This is a genomic window from Methylobacterium sp. Ger2507, assembly GCF_055231875.1.
Window position 1 is genome coordinate 103,201 of sequence record NZ_JBUYVC010000001.1, and the last position, 22,620, is coordinate 125,820.

A 22,620-nucleotide genomic window follows, 5' to 3' on the forward strand; every position below is an offset into this window, starting at 1 on the left:
TCCTCGTCGAGGGCCTCGCCCTGTTCGGGACCAAGGAGGTCCCCGGCGCCGCCTCGAACCCTGCGATCCTCGGCTGGGCCCGTGAGGTCGGCGTCGCCGGCGCCTACGTCAACGACGGCATCGCCTGGTGCGGTCTCTACGTCGCGACCGTCGTCAAGCGCGCGGGATTCGCGCCGGTCGCCGCGCCGCTCTGGGCCCGGAACTGGGCCTCCTTCGGCACCAAGGCCGCGTCCCCGTCCCTCGGCGACGTCCTGGTCTTCGAGCGCCCCGGCGGCGGCGGCCACGTGGGGATCTACGTCGGCGAGAGCGCCACGACGTACTTCGTCCTCGGCGGCAACCAGGGTGACGCCGTCAGCATCGCCCCCATCGCGAAGAGCCGCCTCCTCGCCGCCCGCCGGTGCCCCTGGAAGCTCGCCCAGCCCGCCAACGTCCGCCCGATCCGGCTCGCGGCCGGCGGTGCCCTCTCCACGAACGAGGCTTGAGAGTGCCGGCCCACCGAGGCGAAAGTGGCCTGGATCAGGTTCCTCGGCCAGCGCCATATCGACCGCATCCGGCGCGCCATCGAGTCTTGAGCTACCGCCCAAACGTCGTCGTGTCCTCGGGCGCGCCGGCCGGCGCGATGAGCAAGGCGCCGCGCTGGCCGGTCAGGGCGCGCCGGCGCCGGTGGTCTCGATCCTCGGGACCCAGGAGGTAGAGCCGCCCGCTCTCGGTCCGGGCGTGGCTCTCGGACAGTTCGATGACCGGCGTCGTCGTCACGAGCGTGTCGCCCAGGCCTGGATGCCCCCAGCAGAGGCCGTGCAGGCGGACGCCACCGTCCGGCACCGGCCTCGTCGACCACTCAGTCAGGAAGGGCGCGGTCGCGGCCTCGGCGCCATGGCTCGCCCGAAGCCGGTGGCGCAGGACCGCGACGTTGGCGAGCTCGTCGGGGGAAAGGTCGCGCAAGCGCATGGGGTCTCCTCAGATCTGAGGAGACCCTGGGGCTCCCCTTCGAAATGCACCAGGCTTCAGTCCCCCGACGACAGGTCGCCCCGCCCGGACGCACAGACGGCATCCTGGGCCTGCACGGCTTGGTCGAGCATACCGTCGCCCCGGGGCTCGATGAGCCAGCCGGTCGTGGTATGCCCCGGCGACGTCGCCGTGCCCCCGAGAGCTCCCCAGCGCGACCGTCCGGCCGCCCCGATCCCCCGGTACGAGACGACCTCCTTCCCGGTCCGGAGCGAGACGGACCCGCACGTCAGCACCACCGTCCAGCCGGACGCCGGGGCCGGCGTCGCTTCCAGGCGGAGGAATCGCGCCACGCCGTCGCGGGCCGGGGCGCGCCCCTCGTAGCGCCACGTGTCCCCCTCCAACGGGAAGCGCTCGCCGGCGACGGCGGGGGCGGCCGCGAGCAGGACCAGGGCGATCATCAATGCGCGCATCACAGCACTCCCCAGCAGCGGCCATTACGGTCGAAATGGATCAGGTTTGCCTCGTGGACGGGCCACTCGCCCATCATGAAGTCGGGACCTTCGAAGGGGTCGAACTTGATCCTCTCGCTCGACCGCTGCAGGGGCGCGTCGATGACGATGCCGGACGCCCAGGCCATGACGGCCCGCTGCCCGAGGCGCAGGACGCGCTGCCGAGCGGCCTCGCTGACGTGGAAGCGGACGTCATAGAGGGCGATGCTGTCGACGTGGTCGACGACCCGACGATTCTCGCGGACCGACCAGCAGGCCCGGTTCAAGTTTCTGTAGACGTCAACGCGGCGCACGGCGGGCCTCCTCCAAGGCGTGGAGATCCCGGGCCGCGCGGACCGCCCGGTTGGCGAGGACGAGCCCCTCCGAGAGCGTGAGGTGCCGGTCCCGGACGAGGCGCCCGGCGTGGCCGACGTAGTCCTCCAGGACGACGCCAACGCGGGCATCGCACGTCCCTGCGAGCCGGTAGCCGCGGATCGTCGAGGCGAGATATTCCCACACGGGGGCGAGTGTCTGATCGCTCACGGTCGCCTCCCTCAGTTCCGGGTTGCCAGGACGTCGCGGCCGGCGACGACGGTTTCGCAGAGGCGGCGGACGAGACGCAGGCTGCCGCCGCGGTAGTGCTGCTCGACCAGTGCGAGCTCCTCGCCGTCCAGATCGGGACACCACGTCTCGTCCTGGCCGCGTTCTGCCCGGAGATCCGCCAGGATCGTGCGGCACACCACGGGCAGGTCCTCGCGCCGCGGTGCCGGCAGGACGTGGACACGGAATCGGTCGACGAGCGCCGGGTGGCTCCGACGGAGGCCCTCGACGCCGTTCACCGTAGCGACGTAGCTCAGGCCGCTGAGGTCGGTGTTGCACTCCAGGTACGTGTCGTGAAACCGCGCCGCGTCGTCCGTGAGCAGCGGGAGGATGCCGTCCAGCAAGTTCCCGTTCTGGGTACCGGTACCGACCTTGTCGAGCTCGTCGAGCACTAGGAGGGCGGACGCAGCACCGAGGCGCTTCAGAAGCTGCAGCGGCGTCGAAGCACGGCCGGTGCTCCACTGGCGCGAGGTCGAGAGGATGGTCGAGTCCGACGCCCCGCCACATGCGTGGACTTGCCACCCCAGCCCGAGGACCTCGGCCAGCCGGCGTGCGAACCGCGTCTTGCCGCTGCCCGGGCTGCCTACGAGGAGAAGCGGCCGGACGACGACGTGGGGACGCCCGACGAGGTCGCGCAGGACGGCGTCGACGACGTCCGCGGCGTAGGGGAACTCGGCGACGAGCTTCTCCCGCGCCTCGGCCAGGTCCGGCACGCGTGCGAGCGGCCATCTCTTGCCGGCGAACGGCCCCCACTCGGCCCTGGCGTTGTGGGCCGTGGTCTTGCCGGCCTTGCCCTCGCCATCGCGCGCCGATCCCGGCAGGTGCTCGACCGAGGCCAGCACCAGCAGGGACGGTTCGGACAGGAGCTGAGCGACCTCCGCCTTCCTATGGGCGGCCGCCGCCTTGGCCTCGGCGGCCCACGACGGCTCCGGCTCGCAAGCCTCGGGCGCGCTGGCCCGGGCCGCTCCGTGCAGCGTGTCATCGCCGCTCTGCAGTGCGGCCGCCAAGGCGCCCAAACCGGGTTGCCCCGGCCGCCATGTCCACCGCACCTCGCCCGAGAGGCCGAGCAAGGCGGCCGCGTACCGGTAGCCGTCCTGGCCGTGCTCGACACACCAGGCGGCACGCTCCCGGCAGTAGTCCCAGCCGCAGCGGTCGCCGCAATCCGCGAGGCTGCCCGCGGCCGCGCCGGCGAGCTGGTCGAGCTCGACGCGGTAGGCGACGGCATCCTGGACGTCATCCGGATCGAGGCCGAGGAGCTCGTCGAGCTCTTCGAGCAATCGCTCGGTCGTCTCCAGCAGGCAGAGCGCCTGCAGGTATGCCGTGTGGGCCCGGCGGGGGTCCTGCCAACCGCCGTCGCGGACGCGCTCGACGACGGCGAAGGCGCTCTGCCACAGCGCCAGGGCGCGGTCGTCGTCGCCGAATCGGGTGACGTCGCGACGCCGCGGCTGGTCCCTCGGGCACCGGGCGGCGACGACGAGTTCGAGCAACCTGAAAGGGCTGTCGTGGCGGGAGGGGGGTGGACAGAGCCCGCTCAGGCAGGCGTCGAGATCCACGGCGGACGCAGCCGCCCTCGTACGGTCGTTCTTCATCGTCGGTCTCCATTGGCCGGCGCCCCGGATGTCCCATGGGCGGTCGTCTGAGGTCTGATTACACGATGCGGGTTACTCGTCCCTTAACGGTTTCCGCTTCCGGAACTCGTCGCGGGCGGCGAGGACGCCGTCGACGATTCCGGTCGCCCGGTCGACGACGTCCGAAACGACCACGCTGCGGGCGTGCACGTCGACGGCAAGCGGACGCCCGGTGATGGCTGTCTCCGTCACGGCCGCGGCGTCCTGGACCGCCTCGACGCAGAGCAGTGCGTAGCCGAGTGCCCTCGGGACCGGATAGGCCGAAGCGTTTGCCAAGAACAGAAGAATGTATTCGGGCAATCCGAACTTGGCTATTCTGTCCTTCGCGGTAGACCGACGGTTGATCTGCATAAGGCGCGCCAGGGGCGTGACCCAGTCCGAGCCGAAGACGGCGCTCGCCGCGCGGTCGACCGCCTCGACGTAGGAGTCGGCGACGTCGGCCTGATCGTACTCTCGGCCGCCGGCGAACAGCTTGCGCTCCCGGATGACGAGGGGGACCTCTTTGCCCTTGTCCAGGATGCCGATGCAGACGCCATCGTCGGGCTGGGGCATGGGGCGGAGGTGGATGCGCATGTCGGGATCCTCGCACGGGAAAGGGCGGCCCCGCAGGACCGCCCAGGAAATCGTTGATTCGTGGCCAGTGTTACTCGGCGCGGCGGTGGTCGTGGAGCTGGTAGCGGACAAGCTCCAACTGCGCCTCGACCAGGGCGGCGGCGTGGGGGTGCCCCGCCCTGCCGCAGTAGCCCCGGGGCGGGAGCGGATCTGAGGGCAGGAACCACACGCCCTGATCCTCGTCGAGCTCCCACTCGCGCCCGTCGTCCGGCTTCCCAAGCCATGCGCCGCCGTCGAGGGCATGGACCTGATCCCATTCGGCCTTAACGGTCGCGGCAGGCTTCTGCCAGCGGGTGGACTGGTCGTGCCAGCGCCAGAACATGCAGCCGTCGCCGAGGCACATGCAGCCGACATCGGCACCTCCCAACGCGCGGCGATTTACTGTCGGGGGGGGCACGTGATCCGGGTATTCAACAGACGTAGACCTGCCCTCGGGGCACCAGAGGTATTTGGCCTGCGACACGGTGAGGAGGGCGGTGTCGAGATGGGTGTCCATGATCTGGTCTCCATGTCTCGGCGCGGAAGGCCCAGCGCCGGAGAAGTCGCCCCTGTCGGCGCTCCCCGCTCCCCCGGTGGGCATGCCCGTCCGGGGGAGCGGGGAGCGCCGCGTCAGGCGGCCTGGGCGGCCCGGGCGATGATGCGGTACGGCATGCCGTGTTCCATTCGGCAGAGCACGTGCGTCCGGTCCCAGGACAGGATCGCGTCGACGCCCCGGTCCGTGACCCAGCCCGGCGCATTGCCCCCGAAGCGGGGCAGAGCGCTCATGTCCAGGTTCTCGTCGGGGCAGACGCCCTCGGCCTTGCAGAGCTCCGTGTAGACCTCGACGGCGTCCCACAGGCGGAGGAGGGAGCGGGCAGCCCGGGCGTTGTCAGCGGCCGCCTCGATGCGTTGGATGTGGGGAAGTGTCATGTCGCTCTCCGTATCTCGGCGCGGAAGGCCCAGCGCCGGAGGAATCGCCGCTTCGGCGCTCCCCGCTCCCCCGGTGGGCGGACCCGCCCGGGGGAGAAGGGAGCGCCGCGTCAGGCGGCCTGGGCGGGCAGCGTGCCGAAGGGGTCGAGCGCGGCCCGGACGACGGCTTCCTTGGCCTTGGGGGTCAGCGAGATGCGGCTGATCATGGGCTGCCGCGGATGGACGTGCGCGGTGCTGGCGGACGTGACGACCCAGCCCTTCGCGGTCCGCTTCGCCTCGAATGCGATGACCGCCTTGGCGAACTTGTAAGCGGCCGCCTCCGGCCCGGCGCCGCGGTACTCGTATGTGCAGCCGATCCGGTTTGTCGGGGCGACGCCGGCATCGGCCAGCTTGGGGTCCTGATGGCCGATCCAGTAGGCCACGTCGTCCGCGTCCGGGAAAGGCTTCCTGCTGGACCCCTTCAGGGCTTTGAGCGCCTCGTTTAGCGCGTCGCGGTTCTCGTCGCAGACGACGATCTTGGACAAAGATTTAATGAGCTTGTCGGTCATGGGGGGCTTTCCTGATCACTATGCGTCGTCAGCTCGGATGACCCGTAGCTGTAATGTCCATCCTAGTGAGCCATTACGGTTAACGCAAGCTCCAATTTCGTCCTCGTCCTGGCCGGTCGGTAGACTCTCCCTCGGTGGATTCGGGAGGGCTGGATGGGCGATTTTTGGCACGTGACGGAGGAAGCGGGAGGGCTAACGCCGGGCCTCTACTGCGAGGATCGAGCGACCTTCGACTTGCTCGTGGCGGACCCCAACATCGAGACCGCGACGGTGCCCGCGGGGTCGCCGTCGCCCCTGCTGCACGGCATGCGGGTCTACGAGGACTTCGCGACGAAGGAGGCCCGCTCCGAGGCGCTGCGCCCCGCGATAGGCAAGCCCCTGTCACGCCGTGCCCGGCGGAGGAACCGGGGCCGTGTCCGCGCGGCGAAGGGTGTCCTGATGCGGAGGTTCAGCCCGTCCGTGCAATGGGCATGGCCGGACCAACCAACCCGGCCACCTACCGCTGGGCTGACCCGGAATCAAAAGGGCCCCGGCAGCGATGCCGGGGCCCTCTGGGACACTATACGTCGTCGGGGAGGATGATCTCTTCGAGATCGCTCACCACGTCGTCGAGTGCGTCCAGCCAGTCGGAGACTTCCGCAGAGCGGTCGCCTTCGTGCCAGCGTTCGGACATCTCCTCGAAGTTGCCCCGCTCCATCTCAGCGATGTTGCGGATATCGTCTCGGACAGTTGCGAACGCCTTCCTCACCTTCACGGGAAGGTTCGATCTGACGGGCATACCTGGTTACCTCGCTCTTTAGCCCGTCAAAAGCGACGAGCATCGAGATGCGCCGCTTCCGGAGTGCGAGAGGTCTGCCTGACCGCAGGTGTGCCACGGCCCGCCTTGCGGTCCGGTTAAGGCGGTGATTCTCGCGTGACCTGGAACGGGACACGGAGGGCATGGCATCCCTGTCCCGACCAAAGAACGACCAAAGAACATGTCATGACGAGCCATCACGAGGGGTGTCCGGCGGTGACGAGCGGACACCCCTTGCGCTCTGCGGAGGGCCATGCGAGAGGGCGGCGATGCGGTTGCGACCCCCGTTCGGGACGTGGGGGTCGCAGGTTCAAATCCTGCCACTCCGACCAGCTTTCCAATGGGAAGCGGTCTTCCCGGCTCAGAGAGCATCGGCCGATCCACAGATCGGCGCTAAAACTTCCGATCCGGTGTTTGCAACTCTGCCCGTTCCTGAACCGAACGTGCTCCTGAACCTTCCTGCGAACTGCACCACCCGCCTCGTGGCGGTGCTGACGGCCAGGATGCGGAAGCTCCAGGTCATCTCTGGCGTGAGCCTGGCTTGGGGGAGCCTCGACGTCCTCCTCCCCTTATCGAGATCGTCTCGAAGACAGATCGCCTTGCCCTTCCGATGACGGTCAGAATCGACGAGCGCCCGGGTCTTGGGTTTCGCCGCCGATCAGGGCAGATGCGAATGGCGCATCTCCGGAGAAATCGAGATATGGATAATCTATAGTTCTTCCAATTATTCGATGATTGAACACGATAGTCAGGATGAAATCTTCGAACCCACTCTCACGAACGTAAGTGGCTGAGACAACACACCGATTTCACAGACGCTCGATCTTAAAACGCCCCCGTCTGAACGGATGGGGAAACGGGGGCGCGACTTGCTGCGCTCGTCGTGATCAGGCCGCCATGGCCCCGTCGCGCCGGTGGCCCTTCACGTCGTACCGGTCGAGCATCATCACCTTGTCCCAGACCCGTACGAAGTCCGTGACGAACCGTTGGTGGCCGTCGCTGCCGGCATAGGCGTCGGCGATGTTGCGCAGCTGCGCGTTCGAGCCGAAGATGAGGTCCGCACGGGTCGCTTCGAACTTGGGCTGCCCGCTCGCGCGGTCCTTCAGGATGAAGGTGGTGCCGGCTGCGTCGGTCTTCTCCCAGATCAGGTTCGTGTCGGTCAGGGCGTGGAAGAAGTCCGTCGTCAGCACGCCGACACGGTCGGTGAAGATGCCCCGATTCGCGCCATCGTGGTTGGCGTTCAGAGCCCGCAAACCACCGGTCAGCACCACCCATTCCGGCGCGGTCAGCGTCAGCAGGTTGGCCTTGTCGAGGAACATCTCCTCCGGCGACAGGCGCGGCGCCATCGCGCCGAACCCGTCATCGACGTAGTTGCGGAAGCCATCGACGACTGGCTTCAACCACTCGAACATCTCGATGTCGGTAAGCGCCTGCGTGGTGTCGACCCGGCCCGGCGTGAACGGCACGCGCGTCTCAATCCCCGCATCCAAAGCGGCCTTCTCCACGGCGGCACAGCCGGCGAGCACGATCAGGTCGGAGAGCGAAATCCGCTTGCCGTCGCCACGCGCGTCGTTGAATGCGGCCATGACGCCGCGAAGCGCCTCGACGACGGGCGCAGCCCGGCGGTTGACGGCCCAGTCCTTCTGCGGGGCAAGGGCGAGTCGGCCGCCGTTGGCGCCGCCCCGCTTGTCGCTGTCGCGGTAGGTCGAGGCGGCTGAGAAGGCCGTGAAGGCGAGGTCCGAGACCGACAGGCCCGTGGCCAGGATCGTCTGCTTCAGCGTGGCGATCTCGGCCTCGCCCACGGAGGCATAGGTCGCATCGGGGATCGGGTCCTGCCAAAGCAGACCGTCCTCGATCGTTACCTCCGGGCCGAGATAGCGGTGCTTGGGCCCCATGTCGCGGTGGGTGAGCTTGTACCACGCCTTGGAGAAGGCCTGCGTGAAGGCGTCGAAGTCGTTGAGGAACTTCTCGCAGACCTTCCGGTACTCCGGGTCGACCTTGAGGGCGATGTCGGAGGTCATCATCATCAGGGGATGCGACTGCCCCGCGACATGTGCATCGGGCGTCCGCGGCGCGTTCGGGTCCTTGGGCGTCCATTGCAGGGCGCCGGCCGGGCTCTTGGTCTGCTCCCAGTCGAACTTGAAGAGGTTCTCCAGGTAGGCGTTGTCCCATTGCGTCGGATCGGGGGTCCAGCTGCCCTCGATGCCGTTGGTCATCGTGTTCTTGCCGGCCCCGGTGCCGTTCGGGTTGTGCCAGCCGAGCCCCATCGCCTCCATCGGCGCCATCTCCGGCGGCGGCCCGATCTCCTTGGCGGGGGTCATGCCGTGGCTCTTGCCGAAGGCGTGGCCACCGGCGATCAGCGCCACGGTCTCCTCGTCGTTCATGGCCATCCGGGTGAAGGTCACCCGGATGTCGTTGGCCGAGCCCTGCGGATCGCCGTTCGCGTAAGGCCCCTCGGGATTCACGTAGATCAGCGCCTGGTGGGAGGCGGCGAGCGGGTTCTCCAGGTCGTAGTCCGGATCGCCGTTCTTGCCGCGCCAGCGCTTGTCCCGGTTGACCATCTCGTCGAAGCTCGAGACGGAACCCATCTCGACGACCTCCGGCCCCCAATAGGTGGCATCGTCCGCCTCCCAGGCGTCCAGGCGCCCACCGGCGAAACCGTAGGTCGGCAAGCCCATGATCTCCAGGGCACAATTGCCGGTGAGTACCATCAGGTCGGCCCAGGACAGGGCGTTGCCGTACTTGTGCTTGATCGGCTGCAGCAGGCGGCGCGACTTGTCGGTGTTGCCGTTGTCCCACCAGCTCGAGATCGGCGCGAAGCGCTGCATCCCGGTGCCGGCCCCGCCGCGCCCGTCGGCGATGCGATAGGTGCCGGCCGAATGCCAGGCCATTCGAACCATCTGCGGGCCGTAATTGCCGTAATCGGAGGGCCACCAAGCCACCGACGAGGTGAGGAACTGTTTGATGTCGCTCTTGAGCGCGTCGAGGTCGATCGTTCGGAAGGCGGCAGCGTAGTCGAAATCCGGCCCGAGAGGATCGGCCGCCAGCCCGTTCTGGTGCAAGAGCTCGACCCTGAGCCGATGCGGGTACCAGTTCTCCAAGGCCGGACGGCTGCCGAAGGCCCCGCCGACGCGGTCGCCTCCGAACGGGCACTGGCCCGCCATCGGGTAGGAGTCGGTATTGGTCTTGTCGATCGTCGTCGTGTTCATCAACATCCCCCTTGGCGCAGGACCGGCGTCGCCGCACGGATCGGACCGCCGGACTGTCGCCGACGGCCGCTCGAGGCGTGGCTCTCGTCGCGAGACGGACGCGCTTCAATGATCCTGCATCGCGAGCGACATCAGCCGCGAGCCTCGAAAATCAAGGTGTCGTGCCGCGCATGGCGGTCGAAGGCCCCCGACGCGCCTAGGGAAAAACCATCTCACATTAGCGAGAGCCGATCGGGCGCGATTTAAATCTCCGCCGACGCTCAGCCGAGCACTGCGCGAAACGGATGACCCGAACCAATTGTCCGACCGGTCCGCGTTCGACCAGATGCCCGACATCGACGAGGACGAGTGCGCCGTTTGGCTCCGGCCGGTCCGCAGAGCCGGGCCGACGTCGATGCTCTCCCCGAAGGCTGCTCCATCATCCGAAAATCCGGGGGGAAATCCCTGCGCGGATTGCCAGCGTCACCGGAACGGTCGGGATCGCTTGTTCCGGGCAGCTCGGGCCATCATGACTTTGTTACCGGGCCTGCAACAGCCGAACCATCAGCCGCTTCGCGAACAGCTTGCAGGCATCGACGGCGCTGCTCTGGGTCTTTGATCCGAGAGTAGGCTTCGAGCAGTTCGAGGCACTCATGGCTGAGGCCGATCTCGAAGGCTCCGGAAGGAGGACAACCATTTGGCGCACCGGAAGCCGGCACAGGTGCCGTGCTGAACGCTTCCGGCGAAAGCCCGAGTTGCTCTGCGATCCGCTGCTGAAGCAGTTGGCTGCGGCTGGGCCGTATCGCGCTTGGCTCCTCGCTCGCGTCAGGGAAGCCGGACGACGCGCCTTCGATACGGTTCGGCTTACGGACCACGTCCCGTCCCCAATGATAGGCTCCAGAATGTCAAACTGCGGGCCTCTCAGTTTAGACCGTATGTAAAAAGCGTGGCCATATCGTGGCCACATGGCGCAGACGATTTATCGCATGTTAACCGGGCTGAAAAAGGTTTCACGTTGTGGTGAACGACAAAATCATGTGCATTGGAGGCAGTGGTGCGGCAAGCCGGGGCAGATATGGCCAAAGCTTCGCAGATACAATTGCAGGCTGCGATTGATGCGTCGGATGTAATCGGACGTTGGGATTGGGATATTCCCAACGATCGTCTGTACGCAGACGCAACGGTTGCTCTGCTCTTCAGCGTCGAACCTGCTGCGGCGCGCGTCGGGGTGCCACTGAACCTATTCCTGAAGGCGATTCATCCTGATGACCGGGCGGAAGCCGCGGGAGTCATCGCGAGAAGCGCAAAGGTGGGGCGCTCCTATGTGCAGGAGTATCGCGTTCGCTCGGCCGACGGCGCCATGAGGTGGGTTCTGGCTCGCGGTCTCATCGAGCTGGATGAGACAGGCCGGCCCCGGCGAGGAACCGGCATCCTGATCGACATCACGCAAAACCGGGCGGATGAAGCCGCGTGTTCGGCTGGGATGTCCGATGGCTTAGATCATCCTTTGGAGGAGGCCGCCGAGCTTTGCCTCGCAGCGCAAAGTGCCATCCAGAAACTCTCGGAGCCTCTTCTGCAGAACATGATCGACATGCTCCTGCTGGAGCTCGGACGTCGCCTCTCGAAGCCAGCCCATGACCGGCTCCGTACCCTCATGAATTGACGGCCCCGGCGATCAACGCCGTCGTCGCCGACACAGATCTCCGCACGGGGGTTCCGATGCCCTCGGGGGTGTTCGCCTCCGCTTCGCCCTCCGTGCTGCCTTCTGGCCGAAGCAGGACGATTTCCGGTGTGCTTCGGTCGCCCTGCCCGATGCCGGAGGGAGATCAGGAAGCGTCTTGTTTTGAACGGCTTCGAAACACCATGCCAGGGGCAAGGACGCTTTCGGCATCACCGGCTTGAGACGCTGACAAGAGGGGCTGGGGACTCGTTCCAGCATTTCCGTGCCGATACGGGTTCGCCGTTACGCCTCTTCGCCGTCTTCTGGTGCTCACAGGCGACGATGCGCTCCCGGTAAGCCAAGCGCCTCTCACGGTCAGCGTCCTGACGCGATGACGAGACGCGTGTGGTGTGTGCAGCCATCGGCAGGTCGCATGTTGCTGCGCTGATGAGCCGAAAATCGCAGGCGTACACTTGCCAGGGAGACAGCTTCTTGGTGAGCGCTCCAACGGCAACGCTTAGGGAAGCCCCTCCGGCTGCCAGGACGATGACAGAGAGGATGATTTTTCCTGCCTTTGTCATTCGTTCTGATACATCAAAAGTGACCGCTGCCGTAAGTGGCCTCCGGCAAGGATCTGGGGCTCCTCGAAGAGTCGTCTTCGTGTTTCTCGAACGAAGGTGAACCGCGGTTTTCCCCTGCCGCTCCCACGCGGCCTTCGATTCGATCCATGAACCTCCGGCTTCTGGCGCTGCACGGATGCCGCCGGGGCCTCGCCGACGACGTTCCGGCGGACAGCGCCGGCATCCCTCCCTGTCTAGAGGGTCAAGGCGGCGATGTGAGCCGCGCTGATGGCGGCCTTGATGCCGAGGTGAGCGACCTCGGGCGCGTTAGGGGTTGGAAGCCACCCGCCGGTTGCGCTAAACGCGCCGCTCCGCTCAACGCGGAACGGGAGGCGGAATGAGCGATACCGGCCAGCGCAATGCCGACTTCCTGGCTCTCTGCATCGAGAATGCCGAGCTGCGCCAGATGCTTGCCGAGGTTCAGGACCAGTGTGTCGAACTCGCGGTCGATGCCGGTGAGCTTCACGCGGAGATCGAAACCTTGCGATCCTGCCTTTCTCAGGTCACCGAACAGCGCGATGCCTGGAAGACCGAAGCCGAGCGCTTCCTTCCCCCCGCACGGAGAGCAGCCCAGTGACCAAGAAGCGACCCGGGCGTCCGGACTTCGATGCGTTGACCGAGGCCCAACTCATCGCCGGGCGTATGACTGGGCGGCGTGTTTATCTCAAGCCCGCCAACCAGCAGACCGTGAGCGACCTCCTGAATGAAATCGACCATGTGGCCGAGGCTGCGACGGGGGAGCGGAGTTTCCTGCACCTCAAGCCTCTTGCAGCCCCTGGTCCCTCCACCAAGCACTAAGCTCGCAACTGCCCCCTGATACGCGCCAGTCTCCTGCCGCACGTTCGGATCTGGACCGGCCGAGGAGGAACGTCCGTCTCACCCGATCAGGTGTGACGCTGCGCGAGCGCTCGCCCGATCCCGAGGAGCAGCGTTTCGGTGATACGGCGCAAATTCGTATATCCGCCTGCGGCAAGGGCCGAATGCGTTTCGAGGCAGCGATCTGCTGCATGCGCAAGGGGATCCTCGCCGACCTGAGCCAGGGACCCCGCTGAGACGAAGCGGGTATTGTGGCTGTCGGTTGTGTCGATATAGGCCCCCAAACCCTTCATCGCCCCTGAGGTGTCGGGTGCGAGCGTGCCGCGATTCAGAACCCAGCGCACATCGCCCGTCGCTGTCACGACCCGGAACTCGGCCGAGAAAACTCCGCCCATCTGGCGTACACGACGAATGCGCGCGAACAGCCATGCTTTATCGTCGGGGTGCGTCGCTCCGAGTGCGACTTCCAGTGGAATTGGTCGGCCGGCCAGTCCAATATTGCCAGCAAGGAGTGCAGCCGCACCCGCATCGAGAATCGATTTCCCGGCAACGACATCGGTATTCCAGACGCCAACGAGCCCGGCGGCCCTCAAAGCAGGAGCCGCCTCAGCGATCGACTGCATCCGATCCTCCCGCAATGGATTGTTGCTGGAAAGGGTGGACACATGTCAGAAAAAATCTACGCCTTAATAGGATTCTCTTATTCACGAATTTGTGAATACGACGAAGTACCGCACTAAATTATCCGACCGGCGCGGATTAAATCTCACCGCCTCGTTTGTATGCCATTTCGCAAGCCTTTGACTTGCCCGATATTTCGGACCGAGAGGCACAAACTACTGCATTGCGGTCGCCACGAGCAACCGGAAGACCAGATCCGGCAAGTCGCGGGTGCCATCGGCCGAAGGAGACACGCAGCCGGATGGGTTGCCGGTCGTTGGCCGGACCCCGTTCACGATCTGCGACGCATCGCGCGGAAAGACTTCCGTGACGATGGCACGCGGTCTTGAGCTTGCCCCTCGAGGTCGCCCAGGACCCGTTCTGCCATCCGGCCGCCCACAGCAGCACGGTGAACCGACTGATTCTCTCGATCGGCCCAATTCAAAGCATGCCGGTCGGGCCATCGATACTACCGGCGATCAAGGGCATTTTCGTCGAGCTTTGACCGGCCCCGTCGTCGAAGACCACAGTTTCGACAGCCGCAAGAACGGTATCAGGTGGCTCGCCGGTCGTGACGATTGAACATCACATCGCAATCGTCACAGTCATACCAGACATCGATCGACTCATCGGTTCGCGAGACTGATGCGCATAGGACCGCCTTATCGAAAGACAAAGAACAAAGAACGAAATTCATCGGAATCATTTCCGCGTTTATCAAGATCAATCTTGCGCCAAGATCGGTAGCATCCTGTATGACGCAGCCTTTGTAACTATGTTCATCGACGACAATAAATCCAAAGGCATCTTCGCTATCGGGTTCGATGTGATCCCACGCTTTTGCAGTCATCCGGTTCCCTCGCATCGTTCGGGTGGGATCGGGTTCTCGATTGCCTATGTCGCTCCCAAACTGTTATTTGAAGGCGAACAGATCAACTAAAATGCGAACCGCACCGGACTTCAGGCGGTGCGGCGGGGACCGCCATCAATCTGCTGTTCCGGGGAGCATCCGCGCTTGTCTCACGTCAAAATCCTCGGGCTTGGCGCCGGTCGCATCCCCCAAGGCAGCGCCGATTCCCAAATTAGAATAAATCGCCTGATGGTTGAATTTCAAGAGCGAAGAGGCATGGATCGTTAACCGGTGTGGCTTGATCCTGGGAATGTCATCTCCTGCCAGAAACCGCACACGGGCGGTCAAGCTGTCCAATAAGGCACTGAATGTATCCGTTATTGGAGAATGAGTCCGAACGGCTTGCAGTCCTGCGCGATCTCAAGGTGCTCGATACGCCTGACGAAACACATTTCGATGCCGTGTGTCGCACGGCACAGGCTTTATTCTCGGCCCCAATCGCCTTCGTCTCGCTGGTGGACAAGAATCGTCAGTGGTTCAAGGCCCGGTGCGGGATCGACGTCAAGGAGACGCCGCGGAACATCGCGTTCTGCAACTATGCGATCCTTTCGGATGATGCCCTCATTATCGAGGATGCACTGGCCGATCCTCGATTCGCGGAAAACCCTCTGGTCACGGGTCCGCTCGGCATCCGGTTCTATGCCGGAGCGCCCCTCATTCTGCATCAGGGAATTCGCGTCGGAACCCTGTGTCTCATGGATTCCCAGCGGCGGTCCTTTTCCCCCGAGCAGGTCAGGCAGTTTCAGGATCTTGCGAACATCGTGGTTGCCCATCTGCGCCTGCACGAGGCCCGGAACCAGATCGGACGGGATCTGGAGGCGCTGCAATCGGCACAAGCCAAGCTGCGGGAAGCCGCGGATTACCAGCTTCTCGTCGAGCAGGTCGGGGGCATCGGGTATTGGCAGTACAATCTGAAATCCGGAAAGGCGACGTGGTCGCCCAGCATGGGCAGGCTCGTGGGACAGGATGTGTCCGACGGCGAGCTGACTCTCGATGACCTCCTTCATGTCCTGCATCCCGACGAACACCGCGACATGTTTGCGGCCTTCGATCCCAGGAATGCTGGGGGCAACGGGATGGTCCTTCGACCCTTCGACCGGCAGCGCCGCCTCGTCAGGGCGGACGGCACGGTCCGGACCGTCATCTCGCGCGGATTGCCGCAACACGATGAAACCGGTGCGGTCGTCGCTCTCCTCGGCGTCTGTGTCGACATCACCGATCTCGTGCGATCCGAGGAGCAGTTGCGCGGAGTCAGCACGCTTCTTCGTGTGACGCTGGAGAACATGGACCAGGGCATCCTGATGGTCGGTGCGGACAATCGCGTCCTTGTGCACAACCAGAAGGCCCGGGATCTTGTCGGCGTTTCGGAGGGGCTGCTCCACGAGGGGGCCCGGTTCGATCTCCTGCAGCAGCATCAGATTGACCGCGGCGAGTTCCGCAAGGTCGATGGCGAACTCCGACACCTGCTGGAGAGCGCCGCCCTGGGAACCGCGGCCGTCACCTATGAGCGGGAACGCCCGAACGGCACCTCGATCGAGGTGCGATCGGTGCCCTTGCCGACAGGCGGACTGGTTCGGACCTTCACCGACATCACGGAGCGAAAGCGGCGCGAGGCGGCCCTTCGCCTCGCCGAGGCCGAGTACCAGACACTCTTCCAGAACGCCGTGGTCGGCGTCTATCGCGCGAATCTCGATGGCACGCTCGTTCGGGCGAACCAGGCTCTCGCGAAACTTCACGGATACGGTGACTCGGCGTGCGCGACGGCGCCCGGCACCGGCTTCACCCATGACTGGTACGTCGACGGCGACCGGACGCACGCGTTCATGCGCCTTCTGCTGACGCATGGCAGAGTCGATGACTTTGTCTCCGAGGTCACGGGTCACGCGACCGGCCGACCGATTTGGGTCTCCGAAACCGCGTGGCTGGTCCGCGATGCCGAAGGATGCCCATCCTGCTTCGAGGGTACGGTCGTGGATGCGACGGAGCGAAAGCGCGCCGAGGCACAGATCGAGCACATGGCCCGGCATGATGCCCTGACGGGCCTGCCCAACCGTCGGCAGTTCCAGGAACGGCTGACCCAAGAACTCGTCCATGCGCAGCGGCAAGGGACCGCGGTCGCCGTTCTCTGCTGCGACCTTGATCGCTTCAAGACGGTCAACGACACCTTCGGGCATCCGGCCGGCGACGCCCTGTTGTGTACCCTGGCCGACCGCATGCGGCGCTCACTTCAGCCGGGCGACATCGTGGCGCGTCTCGGAGGCGATGAGTTTGCGATCATCCTGCTGGGTCGAAGCCATCCGCACGGCGTGGGAGCGGCCGCGCAGCGTCTCATCGAGGTCGTGGGCGAGCCCGTGGATATCGACGGGCACCTGACGAATGTGGGTGTCAGCATCGGTGTCGCCATCGGATTGGACGACGGGGATCGTGCCGACCTCCTGTTCAAGAACGCGGACATTGCGCTGTACCGGGCCAAGGAGGCGGGTCGTCACACGTGCCGCTTCTACGAGGCAGGGATGGATATGGCGGTTGCGTCCCGTAATCTGCTTGAGATCGACTTGAAGGACACCGTCCGCAACGGCGGTTTCGCGCTGCACTACCAGCCGATCATTGACCTTGCGAGTGATACGCTCCGCGGTTTCGAGGCTTTGCTGCGCTGGCCGCACGCGGCAAAGGGGATGATCTCGCCAGCCGATTTCATTCCGCTCGCCGAGGAGACCGGCCTGATCGTCGAGCTCGGAGCCTGGGCGCTGCGCGATGCCTGTCAGGAAGCAGCATCGTGGCCCTCCGATCTTCGCGTCGGCGTCAACGTCTCTGCGGTTCAGATCCAGCACATCGACTTCCACCAGCACGTCCTCGACGCCCTGGTCCGGTCCGGTCTCGCGCCGGAGCGCCTCGAGCTGGAGATCACCGAAAGCGTGCTTGTGAAAGACGCCGAGAGGGTCATCGCCTGCCTGCATCGGCTCCGCAGGATCGGTGTCCGGCTGGCGATCGACGATTTCGGGACCGGCTACTCCTCGCTCAGCTACCTCTGTCAGTTCCCGTTCGACAAGATCAAGATTGATCGGTCGTTCATCCAGGATGCCTGCGCGTCGACGTCCGGAGCCATCGTCCGTGCCGTGGTGGGCCTGGGCAGGCACCTCGGCGCAACCATCACCGCCGAAGGTGTCGAGACGCAGGCGCAGCTGGACTGGGTCCGACGCGAAGGCTGCTCCGAAGTCCAGGGCTTCATCTTCGGCAAACCGATGCCGCCGAGTGTCATCAAGGGCATGATGCGGCCGGTCGGAGTCGGACACGACCAGCAGCCTGAGAGGACGCACTGCCCTGTATCCTGCGAGCGGCGATCTCTGCTCGATGCCTGATCGGGCGGATCGGCCCGAAATCCGCGCTCGTCCCTTGCTGGCCACGGCGCGACTTTCATCGTCACAATGTTCACACATGACCGCACCGGACTGCTCATCGCCTCAATGCGCATCGCGACCCCGTCGCATCGCCGGCGATGTCTCGACGCTGTTCGTGTGGGGGTGCCGTCCTGAGCGGGCCGCATGCAACGCCCCACCTCGGCCGGCTATCCTGGTCAGCAAGCGGCGGGAGAGTCATGAATCGAGGATTCGCGCGATCCACGTCACGGCGTTGTGACATTGCCCCAAGCTTGTGTTCATGATTCATTGATAAGCAGACGATGGCACACAAGTGGCGCGCGATCCCCGCCACGTCCTTGGTGGGATCGGTCCGCCGGCGCCGCACCCTGGCCGTTCGAACGAGAACGGTCAGGTCGCAGCGCCGGTGGGCGCTCGTACTCATGTCCAGGACTTCGATATTGCGCGGGCTTGTCGCGCGCACGAGATGACGATCCGTGTCATGAGCGCAGTCAAACGGCACGACGTGACTTTGTCGTGCTGGCGCCCCTCTCGGTGATCCAGACTTCTTTCGAGTAACACACGATGTCAGACGCAGATAAAGATGGCAGCGCAGACACGATCGGCAATCGCATCAAGTCACTGCGCCGCTCGGTCGGGCTCAGCCAGGCCAATCTCGGCGAGAGCCTGGGTGTAACGTTCCAGCAAATCCAGAAATACGAGAGTGGACGCAGCAGGATCGCAGCAGACAAGCTTCAGCGAATCGCGCAAGCCCTGAACGTAGACGTGAACTACTTCTACGATACGCGCAGCGGAGAGGCCTTGCCTGACAAGGAGGCCCGTCGAGGCCAAGCCTCACCGACGCCTGAGGGGATTCTGTTCAACGAGCATTTCGACAAGATCAAGGACCCGCGCGCCCGGTACCTGCTCTCCGAGCTTGCCCGCGTGATATGCGAGATCGAGGCGGGAAAATAACCGGACCGATGATCGGCATGGCCGTCCAAGGCGGCTCGTGGGCGCAACCGGGCAGCCGGTGATGTCCCGTTCGCGCCTGGAGGACGAAGCCTTCGGGCCTGCATCGCGACGGGTCGTTCAGCGCTCCCGCCAGGCCTTCGCGATCTGGTCCGTCAGAGGTTTGACGAGGTAGGATAGGACGGAACGTTCTCCGGTCTGGATGAAGCTCTCAACCGGCATGCCGGGTACGAGCCGTGCCTTGCCCAGGCGATCCCGTTCCGTGTCGGGCACACGAATCCGGGCCGTGTAGTAGCTCATGCCGGTCTTCGTGTCCTGGCTGACATCCGCGGAGATGCGGCTGACCATTCCACCGATCTCCGGCGTCACGCGCTGGTTGAAGGCGGCGAAGCGCAGCACGGCTTTCTGGTCGAGGTGGATGCTGTCGATATCTTGGGGCTGGATGCGCATCTCGACGGCGAGCGTGTCCGCATCGGGCACGATCAGCATCGCGGGCTCACCCGGGACGACCAGGCCACCCACCGTGTGGACGGTCATCTGGTGCACAACGCCGTCCTGAGGCGCACGCAGATTCGTGCGCTTCAACTGGTCGAGGGCGGCGACGCGTTTCTCCGACAACTCGGACCAGCGGCCGCGGATATCGGCAAGTTCCTTGCCCGTCTCGCTCCGCATGTCCTGATCGATCTGAAGGATCTGCAGCTCGGTTTCCGTAATCTTGCCGTTCGCCTGCGCTTGGGCGGCGACCAGTTGCCCGCGCTCGCCGCCCAAGCGCGCCGCATCGCGCTCCAGAGCCGTCACCCGCGAAACGGCCACGAGATTCCGCGCCCACAGCTCGCGCACACCGACGAGTTCGTCTCCGATGAGGGCGATCTCGCGGGCCTTGGCGGCGGCTTGCTCGGCGAGACCGGTGATTTCCTGGCGGATCTGCAGGATACGTTGTTGTAGCTGGGCCTTCTGGCCTTCCCGGCCGGATCGGCGCGTTTCGAAGAGGCGGCGCTCTCCATCGATCAATTGCGCGACGGCCGGCTCCTCGCGCCTGCGCCGTGTAAGCGCGTCGGGAAAATCGATCGTCGTCAGGCCATCGCGCTCCGCCTCGTTGCGGGCACGCCGGGCCGTCAATTCGTCCATGGCCTTCAGGATGATGTCGAGGTTGGCGCGGATCTGGGTCTCGTCCAGCGTGATCAGGACATCCCCGCGGGAGACCCGCATGCCGTCTCGGACATGAATCTCGCTCACAACACCGCCTGTCGGGTGCTGGACCTTCTTGACGTCGCTCTCGACGACGAGCTGCCCCGGGCTCACCACAGCCCCGTGGATCTCGGTCAGTGTCGCCCATCCGCCGATGCCGAAGACGAGGACGGCGATGATGCCGGAGACCACGGTCAAGTGCCGGCCGATCGACTGGTCGGCCTCGGAGTGCCGGGGACCAGCGCCGCGCGTCGGCAGCGACCCAGCCGTCACGCCGTTCAGAGTCATGCTGCTCGGGGTCATGCGGAAGCCTTCAGGTTCGTCTCGGCCGGATTCGCGGTTGCGGTGATGGTGCGTTTCGGAGCGCGCACGTTGGGAAAAGCCGTCGGGCGAAGATTCGTCTTCAGCACCTCGTTCTTGCGGCCGAAGGCGCGTGCCCGCCCCTCTTCCATGACCAGCACGAGATCGACGGCGGCCAGGACGCTGGGGTGATGAGCGACGACGACGACGATGCCGCCGCGCATGCGCACGCCGAGGAGCGCCTGCGTGAGTGCCGCTTCCCCGGCCTCGTCGAGGTTGGCGTTCGGTTCGTCGAGAACGACCAGGAAAGGATCGCCGTAGAGTGCGCGCGCGAGGCCGATCCGCTGGCGCTGCCCTGCCGAGAGCCCCGCCCCGCCGGGGCCGATGCGGGTCTCATATCCCTCGGGCAGCCGAAGGATCAGCTCGTGCACGCCGGCGCTCCGGCTGGCCGCAACGACGGCTTCGGCATTCGGGTCCGGCGCCAGCCGCGCGATGTTCGACGCGATGGTGCCGGCGAAGAGCTCGACGTCCTGAGGGAGGTAGCCGACGTGGCGGCCGAGACTGCCGCCGGACCGCTGATCGAGGGTGGCGCCGTCGAGACGGATCGCCCCACGCATCGGCGTCCAGACGCCGACGAGCGCCCGCGCCAGGGTGGATTTGCCGGATGCACTCGGCCCGATGATGCCGACGCCCTCGCCCGCCTTGAGGCCGAAGCTGACGTCGGAGACGATCGCACGCGTTCCGCCCGGCGGCAGGATCGATGCGTTCTCGACCGTCAGGGACCTGACGGGAGCCGGCAGAGCGAGGGCCGGTTTGTCCGGGGTGAAGCGCGCGAGCATGTCATGCAGGCGCACCCAGCCTTGCCGGGCCGCAACAAAGCCCTTCCAGTTGGCGATCGCGATCTCGGCCGGTGCCAGCGCCCGCGAGACGAGGATGGATGAGGCGATGATGATGCCGCCCGTGGCCTGCCCCTGAATGACCAGGTAGGCCCCGAGCGCCAGCACCGCGGATTGCAGCACCATGCGGAAGATCTTCGAGGTGGTCCCGAGACCCGCCGCGATGTCGGCGACGCGCCGCTGACGCCGCATGTACGCGTTATTCTCCGCGTTCCAGATCTGCGCGAACTCCTTCTGCATGCCCATGGCCCGAAGCACCTCCGCGTTCTGGCGCCCGGCCTCGGAGAGGGCGTTACGGCTCGCCCCATGCTGGGTGGCTTCACGCTGGGGCCGGCGGGTCAGGAGTTCGGTCAGCAGGGTCAGCGCCGCCAGGACGAGAGCGCCGGCCAAGCCCGCGATGCCGATCAGCGGATGGAACAGGAAGCAGATCCCAAGGTAGATCGGCATCCAAGGCAGATCGAAGATCGCCGTCGGTCCGAGGCTCGAAAAGAAATTCCGGATCTGATCGAGGTCTCGCAACGGCAGGAGTCCGTCTCCGCCGGCCGGTGCCTCGAGAGGATGGCGCACCACCATGTCGAAGACCCGCCCGGACAAAGCCTCGTCCAGCGAGCTGCCGATCCGGGCCAGGACCCGCGCCCGGATAGTCTCGATGAGCCCCTGGAACAGAAACAGTGTCAGCGTCAGCAGGCCGAGCCCGACGAGCGTCGGGATCGAGCGGGCCGGGATGACCCGGTCGTAGACCTCGAGCATGAAGAACGATCCCGTCAGGTACAGGATGTTGATGATGCCGCTCATGACGCCGACGCCGAAGAACGCGCGCCGGCAGCGGAGAAGGGCCGTTCTCAGCTCCGCATTCTGATGAAGTCGCATCGGAGTTCGCCTGTTTGCTCTAAGCTGATCAGCCGTAAGGCGAAGCTTTTCGCCTTTTACGCTAAGTTCGAACCGCGCGTCGGGTGTCGTTCGGGCTGGTTGCGCGCCTCACATCACCTAAGACGATCTTCAGGCTCTTAAAAATATCCTAAATTTTCTTGTCCGAATCGCGGAAACTTCCGGAAATCCGATCGAATTTCTGCCGTTATCGGGTTCATTAGGCAGTCATTAAGCTTGCAAAGCGAGAACCGCTGCTGCCGGTCGTTTTCGCACCCGGGCTCTGCCGACACATACTTGCGTGAGAACTGTTCGTATGTAGGTTGATATTTGTGAATGACCGACGGGAACAACACCGCGTCCTCGTCAGGCATGTCCAGTCTGAAGTGTAACCAGCCGTTGGATGTGGATCCGCGGGCGCACCTAGAGAGAACAGCTATGGCAAGCACCCAAACGTTTGAAGCATCCTCCGGCAGATCAGGCAGCTCGCTGACGATCGATGGATTTGTTTATGCTCAGCGGAATGCCTCTGGAGCCACAACGGGAACACTTGCCGTCAACCGCGAATTTTTGGAGCCGGATGCGAGCCTGAAAACCGGATCGATCTCGGGCTATCTGTCGATCTCGCGCCAAACCGGGACGTTATTCGATTTAAATG

The 22,620-nt window shown here is 65.2% G+C and carries 22 protein-coding genes; 6 read left to right on the plus strand and 16 right to left on the minus strand.

Features of this window, described 5'->3' with window-relative positions; genetic code table 11:
• Positions 1–20 precede the first annotated feature (20 nt).
• Positions 21–482 carry a TIGR02594 family protein gene (locus ACV7NL_RS00545; protein ID WP_463357033.1) on the plus strand — a complete coding sequence of 154 codons (462 nt, stop codon included), beginning with the start codon at positions 21–23 and terminating at the stop codon, positions 480–482.
• Positions 483–573: 91 nt separating this feature from the next.
• On the opposite strand, the gene ACV7NL_RS00550 is transcribed toward ACV7NL_RS00545, so the two are convergent.
• The 12 genes from ACV7NL_RS00550 to ACV7NL_RS00605 form a co-directional block, all read right to left on the minus strand.
• Positions 574–942, minus strand: coding sequence for a hypothetical protein (locus tag ACV7NL_RS00550; RefSeq protein WP_463354615.1), 369 nt, complete (start codon positions 940–942; stop codon positions 574–576).
• Positions 943–1,004: 62 nt separating this feature from the next.
• Positions 1,005–1,418, minus strand: coding sequence for a hypothetical protein (locus tag ACV7NL_RS00555; protein ID WP_463354616.1), 414 nt, complete (start codon positions 1,416–1,418; stop codon positions 1,005–1,007).
• The gene (locus ACV7NL_RS00560; RefSeq protein ID WP_463354617.1) at positions 1,418–1,750 is read right to left on the minus strand and encodes a hypothetical protein; all 333 of its coding nucleotides are present in this window, start codon (positions 1,748–1,750) and stop codon (positions 1,418–1,420) included. The genes ACV7NL_RS00555 and ACV7NL_RS00560 overlap by 1 nt, the downstream gene beginning before the upstream one ends.
• Positions 1,737–1,979: a hypothetical protein gene (locus ACV7NL_RS00565; protein ID WP_463354618.1), complete on the minus strand. Its 243-nt coding sequence runs from the start codon at positions 1,977–1,979 to the stop codon at positions 1,737–1,739. The genes ACV7NL_RS00560 and ACV7NL_RS00565 overlap by 14 nt, the downstream gene beginning before the upstream one ends.
• Before the next feature lie 11 nt (positions 1,980–1,990).
• The gene (locus tag ACV7NL_RS00570; RefSeq protein ID WP_463354619.1) at positions 1,991–3,625 is read right to left on the minus strand and encodes an AAA family ATPase; all 1,635 of its coding nucleotides are present in this window, start codon (positions 3,623–3,625) and stop codon (positions 1,991–1,993) included.
• Positions 3,626–3,697: 72 nt separating this feature from the next.
• A complete protein-coding gene (locus ACV7NL_RS00575) occupies positions 3,698–4,237 on the minus strand; it encodes a hypothetical protein (RefSeq protein WP_463354620.1) in 540 nt (179 codons plus the stop codon).
• 70 nt (positions 4,238–4,307) lie between these two features.
• Entirely contained in the window at positions 4,308–4,772 is a 465-nt protein-coding gene (locus ACV7NL_RS00580) for a hypothetical protein (protein WP_463354621.1), read from the minus strand.
• Positions 4,773–4,885: 113 nt separating this feature from the next.
• Positions 4,886–5,185, minus strand: coding sequence for a hypothetical protein (locus ACV7NL_RS00585; protein WP_463354622.1), 300 nt, complete (start codon positions 5,183–5,185; stop codon positions 4,886–4,888).
• A gap of 110 nt (positions 5,186–5,295) precedes the next feature.
• Positions 5,296–5,733, minus strand: a complete 438-nt coding sequence (locus tag ACV7NL_RS00590) for a hypothetical protein (RefSeq protein ID WP_463354623.1) — start codon at positions 5,731–5,733, stop codon at positions 5,296–5,298.
• 559 nt (positions 5,734–6,292) lie between these two features.
• Complete coding sequence (locus tag ACV7NL_RS00595) at positions 6,293–6,511, minus strand: hypothetical protein (RefSeq protein WP_463354624.1); 219 nt, start codon at positions 6,509–6,511, stop codon at positions 6,293–6,295.
• A gap of 905 nt (positions 6,512–7,416) precedes the next feature.
• Positions 7,417–9,738, minus strand: a complete 2,322-nt coding sequence (gene katG, locus ACV7NL_RS00600; RefSeq protein WP_463354625.1) for a catalase/peroxidase HPI — start codon at positions 9,736–9,738, stop codon at positions 7,417–7,419.
• Positions 9,739–10,244: 506 nt separating this feature from the next.
• Positions 10,245–10,592, minus strand: a complete 348-nt coding sequence (locus ACV7NL_RS00605; protein WP_156376308.1) for a hypothetical protein — start codon at positions 10,590–10,592, stop codon at positions 10,245–10,247.
• 200 nt (positions 10,593–10,792) lie between these two features.
• On the opposite strand from ACV7NL_RS00605, the gene ACV7NL_RS00610 reads away from it, so the two are divergent.
• The 3 genes from ACV7NL_RS00610 to ACV7NL_RS00620 all read left to right on the plus strand — a co-directional run bounded on the left by ACV7NL_RS00610 (position 10,793) and on the right by ACV7NL_RS00620 (position 12,795).
• Complete coding sequence (locus ACV7NL_RS00610; protein ID WP_463354626.1) at positions 10,793–11,380, plus strand: PAS domain-containing protein; 588 nt, start codon at positions 10,793–10,795, stop codon at positions 11,378–11,380.
• A gap of 954 nt (positions 11,381–12,334) precedes the next feature.
• Positions 12,335–12,574, plus strand: coding sequence for a hypothetical protein (locus tag ACV7NL_RS00615; RefSeq protein ID WP_056185121.1), 240 nt, complete (start codon positions 12,335–12,337; stop codon positions 12,572–12,574).
• Positions 12,571–12,795, plus strand: coding sequence for a hypothetical protein (locus ACV7NL_RS00620; protein ID WP_056185104.1), 225 nt, complete (start codon positions 12,571–12,573; stop codon positions 12,793–12,795). Before ACV7NL_RS00615 ends, ACV7NL_RS00620 begins: the two co-directional genes overlap by 4 nt.
• Before the next feature lie 86 nt (positions 12,796–12,881).
• Here ACV7NL_RS00620 and ACV7NL_RS00625 read toward each other — a convergent pair whose 3' ends face one another.
• Together ACV7NL_RS00625 and ACV7NL_RS00630 are read right to left on the minus strand one after the other, a co-directional pair.
• The gene (locus tag ACV7NL_RS00625) at positions 12,882–13,436 is read right to left on the minus strand and encodes a PAS domain-containing protein (protein ID WP_056185102.1); all 555 of its coding nucleotides are present in this window, start codon (positions 13,434–13,436) and stop codon (positions 12,882–12,884) included.
• A 590-nt stretch (positions 13,437–14,026) separates the two neighbouring features.
• Positions 14,027–14,323, minus strand: a complete 297-nt coding sequence (locus ACV7NL_RS00630) for a hypothetical protein (protein WP_156376309.1) — start codon at positions 14,321–14,323, stop codon at positions 14,027–14,029.
• A gap of 368 nt (positions 14,324–14,691) precedes the next feature.
• On the opposite strand from ACV7NL_RS00630, the gene ACV7NL_RS00635 reads away from it, so the two are divergent.
• Complete coding sequence (locus ACV7NL_RS00635) at positions 14,692–17,742, plus strand: bifunctional diguanylate cyclase/phosphodiesterase (protein WP_463354627.1); 3,051 nt, start codon at positions 14,692–14,694, stop codon at positions 17,740–17,742.
• A 582-nt stretch (positions 17,743–18,324) separates the two neighbouring features.
• A complete protein-coding gene (locus tag ACV7NL_RS00640; protein WP_056185095.1) occupies positions 18,325–18,714 on the plus strand; it encodes a helix-turn-helix domain-containing protein in 390 nt (129 codons plus the stop codon).
• A gap of 117 nt (positions 18,715–18,831) precedes the next feature.
• Here the strand turns inward: ACV7NL_RS00640 and ACV7NL_RS00645 are convergent, their stop codons facing one another.
• Entirely contained in the window at positions 18,832–20,187 is a 1,356-nt protein-coding gene (locus ACV7NL_RS00645) for an HlyD family type I secretion periplasmic adaptor subunit (protein ID WP_463357034.1), read from the minus strand.
• An 11-nt stretch (positions 20,188–20,198) separates the two neighbouring features.
• Positions 20,199–21,965 (minus strand): type I secretion system permease/ATPase, encoded by a 1,767-nt coding sequence (locus ACV7NL_RS00650; RefSeq protein WP_056488253.1) that lies wholly within the window; start codon positions 21,963–21,965, stop codon positions 20,199–20,201.
• Positions 21,966–22,620: the final 655 nt, after the last annotated feature.